Source organism: Bartonella pachyuromydis (assembly GCF_039543065.1).
Taxonomy (GTDB): domain Bacteria; phylum Pseudomonadota; class Alphaproteobacteria; order Rhizobiales; family Rhizobiaceae; genus Bartonella; species Bartonella pachyuromydis.
The window spans coordinates 1-6,206 of the sequence record NZ_BAABJA010000028.1 but is presented as its reverse complement, the minus strand read 5'-3'; the positions used below and the strand labels follow the sequence as shown (position 1 = coordinate 6,206).

The 6,206-nt window shown below is 34.4% G+C and carries 2 protein-coding genes; both read left to right on the top strand.

Annotated features, from left to right (window positions below):
• Positions 1-3,530 (top strand): type ISP restriction/modification enzyme (locus tag ABD917_RS08385; RefSeq protein ID WP_345119619.1); only part of this gene is annotated, 3,530 nt, incomplete at its 5' end.
• A 1,673-nt stretch (positions 3,531-5,203) separates the two neighbouring features.
• Positions 5,204-6,019, top strand: coding sequence for an LbetaH domain-containing protein (locus tag ABD917_RS08380; RefSeq protein WP_345119618.1), 816 nt, complete (start codon positions 5,204-5,206; stop codon positions 6,017-6,019).
• The last annotated feature ends 187 nt before the right edge of the window (positions 6,020-6,206 follow it).

The following is a 6,206-nucleotide window of genomic DNA, read 5'->3' as shown; positions in this document are numbered from 1 at the left end:
CCAATCCCATGCGGCGGGCTTTGGCTTTTTGTAGAGACATTAAGACCTCTGAACGTATCTGTGACACATTCAATTCTAAAGGCATGCAGGAAGAATTGTCTGGTATTCATAAGCTCTATAAAGAGACACCGCCTCTTCAGTGTACCTTTGCGCATATTGATGGAACACAAAGTGCCAAGAAACGCAATGAAGCCCTTGATTGGTTAAAGGAAGATGCGGGGGAGCATGCGTGTCGTGTGCTCACCAATGTACGCTGTCTTTCTGAGGGTGTTGATGTTCCTGCTCTTGATGCAATCATGTTTTTACACCCGCGTAAAAGCCAAGTGGACGTGATACAGGCGGTGGGGCGTATTATGCGCCGTGCCAAAGGCAAAAAGAGAGGCTATATCATTTTACCCGTTGGGGTACCGGCTGGGATTTCTGCTGAAGAGGCTTTAAAATACAACAAGAGATACAGTGTTGTTTGGCAAGTGATCAATGCTTTGCTTTCCCATGATGAGAATTTTGAAGTCACCCTTAACCAGATGATTTTAGGTCAAGACGTTAGTCATACTTTAGAGATTGTAGCCTTAAAGAGTATGACGACGGTTGAAGATAAAATTTATGTTTATGAGAAACCAGAAAGCGCGGGGCTTGATATTGGAAAAGCAGCCTATGAACCGCAGCATAGTTATAAAGGGCAAATGAGATTACCTTTTTATAAAGAGTTTCCCAATGCCCTTAAAACCCTTTTAGCTAAGAAATTTACCCTTGCGGATTATTGGGGCATCTGGGCTGGCAATGTTGCTGAGATTGCACAAAACCATATCACACGCCTTCAAACCATTCTTTCTGATGAAACCAGTGAAGCCTATCACGCCTTTGAGAGCTTTCATAAGGAATTACAAAACAACTTAAACAGCGAAATCAAACAAGAAGAAGCGCTTGAGATGTTAGGGCAACATCTTGTAACGCGTCCCGTGTTTGAAGCTTTGTTTGATGGCAATGAATTTGTACAAAACAATGCCATTTCGCAAGCGATGGAAAAGATCCTAGCTGAGTTGGATAAAACCAATATTGAAGAGGTATCAAAAGAATTACAAGAGTTTTATGACAGTGTGAAATTCCGTGCCTCTGGGATTACCTCCCCCCAAGCAAGACAAAACCTTATTATCAAACTTTATGAAGACTTTTTTGCCAAGGCATTTAAGAAAACCACCGATAGGCTTGGCATTGTTTATACCCCCGTTGAGGTTGTGGATTTTATCATTCACTCTGTTGATGATGTCTTACGCAATGAATTTGGAAAAAGTCTAGGATCACGGGGTGTTTCTATTCTCGACCCTTTTACGGGTACTGGTACCTTTATCACACGGTTGTTACAATCAAATCTTATAAAACCAGAGGACATGGAATATAAATACCGTTATGATATCCATGCCAATGAGATTGTCTTACTAGCCTATTACATAGCAGCCATTAATATTGAATCGACTTATCATGGTCTTATGAAAGGAGATTACATTCCTTTCAAACATATTGGTTTGACTGATACATTCCGGATGCTTGAAGAGAAAAGTCTGCTACAAGAATTATTTAAAGAAAACAGTGAATATTTAGAACATCAGAAAAATCTGGATATCGAAGTTATCTTTGGCAATCCCCCTTATTCAACAGGGCAAAAAAGTGCCAATGATAATGCAAAAAACATCACTTATTCTATATTAGATGATCGTATCCGTGAGACTTATATAGCTCAATCAAAAGCAGTGAATATGCGAAATCTTTATGATAGCTATATCCGCGCTATTCGCTGGGCAAGTGATCGTATTAATAATGCTGGAGTAATCGGCTTTATTTCTGGTTCTGGTTACATAGAAAAGCCAACAATGGACGGTTTACGAAAATCTTTAGCCAAAGAATTTACGAGTATTTACGTACTTAATTTACGGGGGGATATTCGTAAAAATATGTTAAGCAATGGGAAAGCTCAAGAAGGAGAGAATGTTTTTGGTAATGGTAGCATGACGGGTATTGCGGTAACGCTATTTATCAAAAATCCCAATGTTTCTGGAGATTATAAAATTTACTATCATGACATTGGTAATAATCTCACAACAAAAGAAAAACTTACAGCTCTCGAGTATTTTGGTAGTGTTGGCGGCATTACGGATAAAAAGGGCTGGCAAATCATTACACCAGACAAACATAGTGATTGGATAAAGCAACGTGACGAAAGTTTCAAAATATTCTTAACTATGGGTGTCAAAAAGGGGCATGATAAAAAGCTCTTTGAAATTTATTCTCTTGGTGTTTCAACCAATCGTGATGCTTGGGCGTATAACTCAAGCCGTGAAACTGTAAAGAAAAATATGCGTAATATGATTGCCTTCTATAATAGCGAGGTAAAACGTTTTAATAATAGTTATCCACATACTGACCGTAGAACACTTACAAAAGTTGTAGATAATTTTGTCAATTCCGATGAAAATAAAATCAGTTGGAGTCTTAATCTTAAACAACATTTAGCTAGAGAAAAGGTTTTGGAATTTGAAGAGATATGCATCACTCAGAGCTTATATCGCCCTTTTACGAAACAGTGGCTTTATTATGATAGAACCTTTAATGAAATGGTCGCCAAAATGCCATGCATATTTCCAATAGGACAAACAATTGAAAATAGAGTGATACAAATTACAGGAACAGGAGCAAGAAGTGGTTTTTCTGTACTGATGAGTAAGGATTTACCTAACTTGGATTCAATAGAGAAAAGTCAATGCTTTCCAAGATATATTTATGAAGATACTATGTTCTCAAAAAGTAAAAGTGAGAAACAATCCCATTTATTTACGCATTCTACAGAAGATAGCAAAACAGCTGATTTACAACGACGTGATGCTATAACTGATGAAGGATTAGCACATTTTAAAGCAGCTTATCCTAATGAAACCATAACTAAAGATGATTTATTCTATTACGTTTATGGAATCTTACATTCAGAAGACTATCGTTCCCGTTATGCTGATAACCTTTCTAAAGAATTGCCTCGTATTCCTTGTGTAAAAACTGCTGAAGATTTTTGGAAATTTGTAACAGCAGGACGTGAACTGGGTCATTTGCATGTAAATTATGAAGATGTGGAACCTTATCCAGTGACCTTTAAAAAAGGCAATCCAAAACAGACTGATATCTCTAATCCTAAAGAATTCTATTACGTGAATGAAATGAAATTCGCAAAAATTAAGAATAGCAAGGAAAAGGATAAATCCACTGTTATTTATAACAGCAACATCATCATAACAGATATCCCTCTTGAAGCTTATGACTATATCGTAAATGGTAGACCCGCCCTTGAATGGGTTATGGGGCGTCAATGTGTTAAGACTGATAAAAAGAGTGGTATTGTGAATGATGCTAATCGCTATGCTGTTGAAACCGTTGGAAATCCTGCTTATCCATTGGAGTTGTTTCAAAGAGTTATTACCGTAAGTTTAGAGACAATGAAAATCGTTAAAAACCTACCAAAATTAGAAATGAGAGAAACTGAATAAACTTATGAAGCATACTCACATAATGGGTATGCTAATCATAAGGGGTATAGAATATAGCTATACCTCTTTTGTAAGTTTATTAGATACAATCTAAAAGGAGTGTTTATATGCGTTATTCTAAAAAAAGAACATTTGCATTTTTAAACACTGTCATTTGGATTGCCTCTAAAAGATTATACCGTAATCTCAAATGAGAGCTTTATTCTTTTCAAAAGCTTTGTTTAAAGAGAGTTATGTATATTCATTTTGCTTATAGGTTTTGAAGGTATAAAAATTGTCAAAACCCCCTCGAAACCTATATCATTAGTTGAATTCATAGGTTGTATTGTCGATATAGGTTGTTTTTTTAAGATCTTAAAAATACTAACATATTGAAACATAACGTTTTTATTTTTTTGCTATTTTTTTATATAAAAGCAGCAACCGTCAAAACTCAAAACCCCTTCAAAATCCATAACCATAATGATCTTGATAGCATTGCTTATGATTATACCCCCTTTCTTTTGAAAGGCTTTAAGAGACCACATGCTTTCATAAGACGTGTTTTAATCATTCTCTAAAATTATAAGTTTATCCATTTAAGTAAATTGATAAAATTCATTAAAGGGATTTTGATAACGTAATCAGTTTTCATATGCTTTTCATAAAACCCGTTTTAATCACTCACTAAAATGATCACTTTTGTCAGTTCAATTTACTGACAAAATACTGACAAAAATAATAAAACTTATGTCATTAATAGTCTTGATTGTTTACACTGTTTTTATGAATTGAATTTCAAAAAAATGAAAAATACTAACATATTGAAATATATTGTTTTTTATTTTCTCTCATTTGAAGAAAATAATATAGGGACTAGAATGAACTGACAAAACTGACAGAAGTCTATTAAAAACGATTTTACTAATCTCTATAGTTATCAATCTCTTTTTAGATGTTTTAATAAAAAGCTATAAAGCACAATTATCATATATCCTATTTATCCTTTCTCTTATGACAATGAAAAATGATGCCATGGCTATAAAGCATATAACAGCTATAGAAAATGCGTAAAAACAGCAGCTTCAAATAACTAAACTGTAAATGAACGCATTGATTATAAAGAGAGCACCTATAAGAGGCTATTAAATTTTAAATGTATTATAAACAAAATTCACAAAAAAATTTAAATTCATTTAGTAAAAAACTGATAGGTTATAAAGATAAAAATACGCATTATGAGAGCCTTTTTAAATATTATAGATGTATAGATTCAAAACATAACGCAATCGTTTCATAAAGCCCATAATATAGCTTTAAACGCATATAAATATAAAAGAAGCAATTCATAATCATAAGATATTATCAATACACAACGTATTTAAAAAATACAAAAAAAATATCAAAAAAGTGCATAAATTAATTGACAATAAATACGCATTTTGTTATATAAATAATCAAGTGCTTAACAACACTAAACAGTAAGCGAATAGGTTGCGATAAACCTAATCCTATTAAAAACTGACTTTCTTTTATGCTTTTGTTAGCATATATAGTGATTTTGTCGGGTGTAGTTACACCATACAATACCCTTATGGGAAAAGTGTAACGACGGACTTACTGCCGTGTTTGTTAGCACCCGGCGCCTCTATAGAGGTGTCAATAACAAACATTTAATCAGTAAGGTTTTAACTATGAACACTATCTCAAAAAACACCCCCGTTATTTCTAACATTTCGAATGAAACCGCATCTAATAATAAACAAGAGCCTGCAAAAAAATACAAATTTACCAATGAAAGTTTCACTTTTGATGGGATTACTTTACACCGCATTAAAGCCATTAGAGATTTTGATGATATCAAAGCAGGTACCTTAGGTGGTTTTATCGAAAATGAAAGTAATCTCTCTCATGAGGGCAATTGCTGGGTATATGATAATGCCGCCGTTCTTTTGAATGCAACTGTTTATGAGAATGCTAAAATCTATAATGAAGCTAAAATCTTTAGAGGTGCAAAGGTTTATGGCAATGCTATCATAAATGGCAAGGCTTTGGTTTTTGATACAACCGCTCATATTTATGAAAATGCAAAAATTCATGATAACGCTAGGGTCTGTGGTCAAGTCTATGGCAATGCCGTGATTAGTGATAATGCTACTATTTCTAATGACGCCTATGTTTATGAAAATGCTCATATTTGTGGCTATGTTTTTGGCAATGCTCGTGTATATGGCAAATCACGCATTTATATCTGGGCGCGCGTTTATGATAATGCTCATGTCTTTTGTAATGCCTGGATTAAGGATTGTGCAAATATTTATGGCAATGCTAAAGTTTCTGGCTCAGCGCGCGTTGGTTGCCTTGCTCAAATTTATGATAATGCAAAGGTCTATGGTAAATCCAATATTGATCATCAGGTAAAAATTTATGGCAATGCTGTTGTGAATAGCCATGCTAAAATTCGTCATGATATCTGTGGTGATGATCAGTCATTAAAAGACGCTGCTTAAATAAAGCACGGGCGTTGCGGGGGCGCCCCTCTTTAAACATTTCATTTTAAAATTTAAATCTCTTATAAAGGAATTGTGCTATGCAAAAAAAGTTTGCACTCACAAATGAGACACGTGTATTCGATAACCAAATTCTTTATCGCATTAAAGCTTTAAAAGACTTTGCTGATATTAAGGCTGGGGATCT

Excerpts from the sequence above, each read along its gene's own strand:
- ABD917_RS08380 (WP_345119618.1), top strand. The coding sequence starts at position 5,204 with ATGAACACTATCTCAAAAAACACCCCCGTTATTTCTAACATTTCGAAT.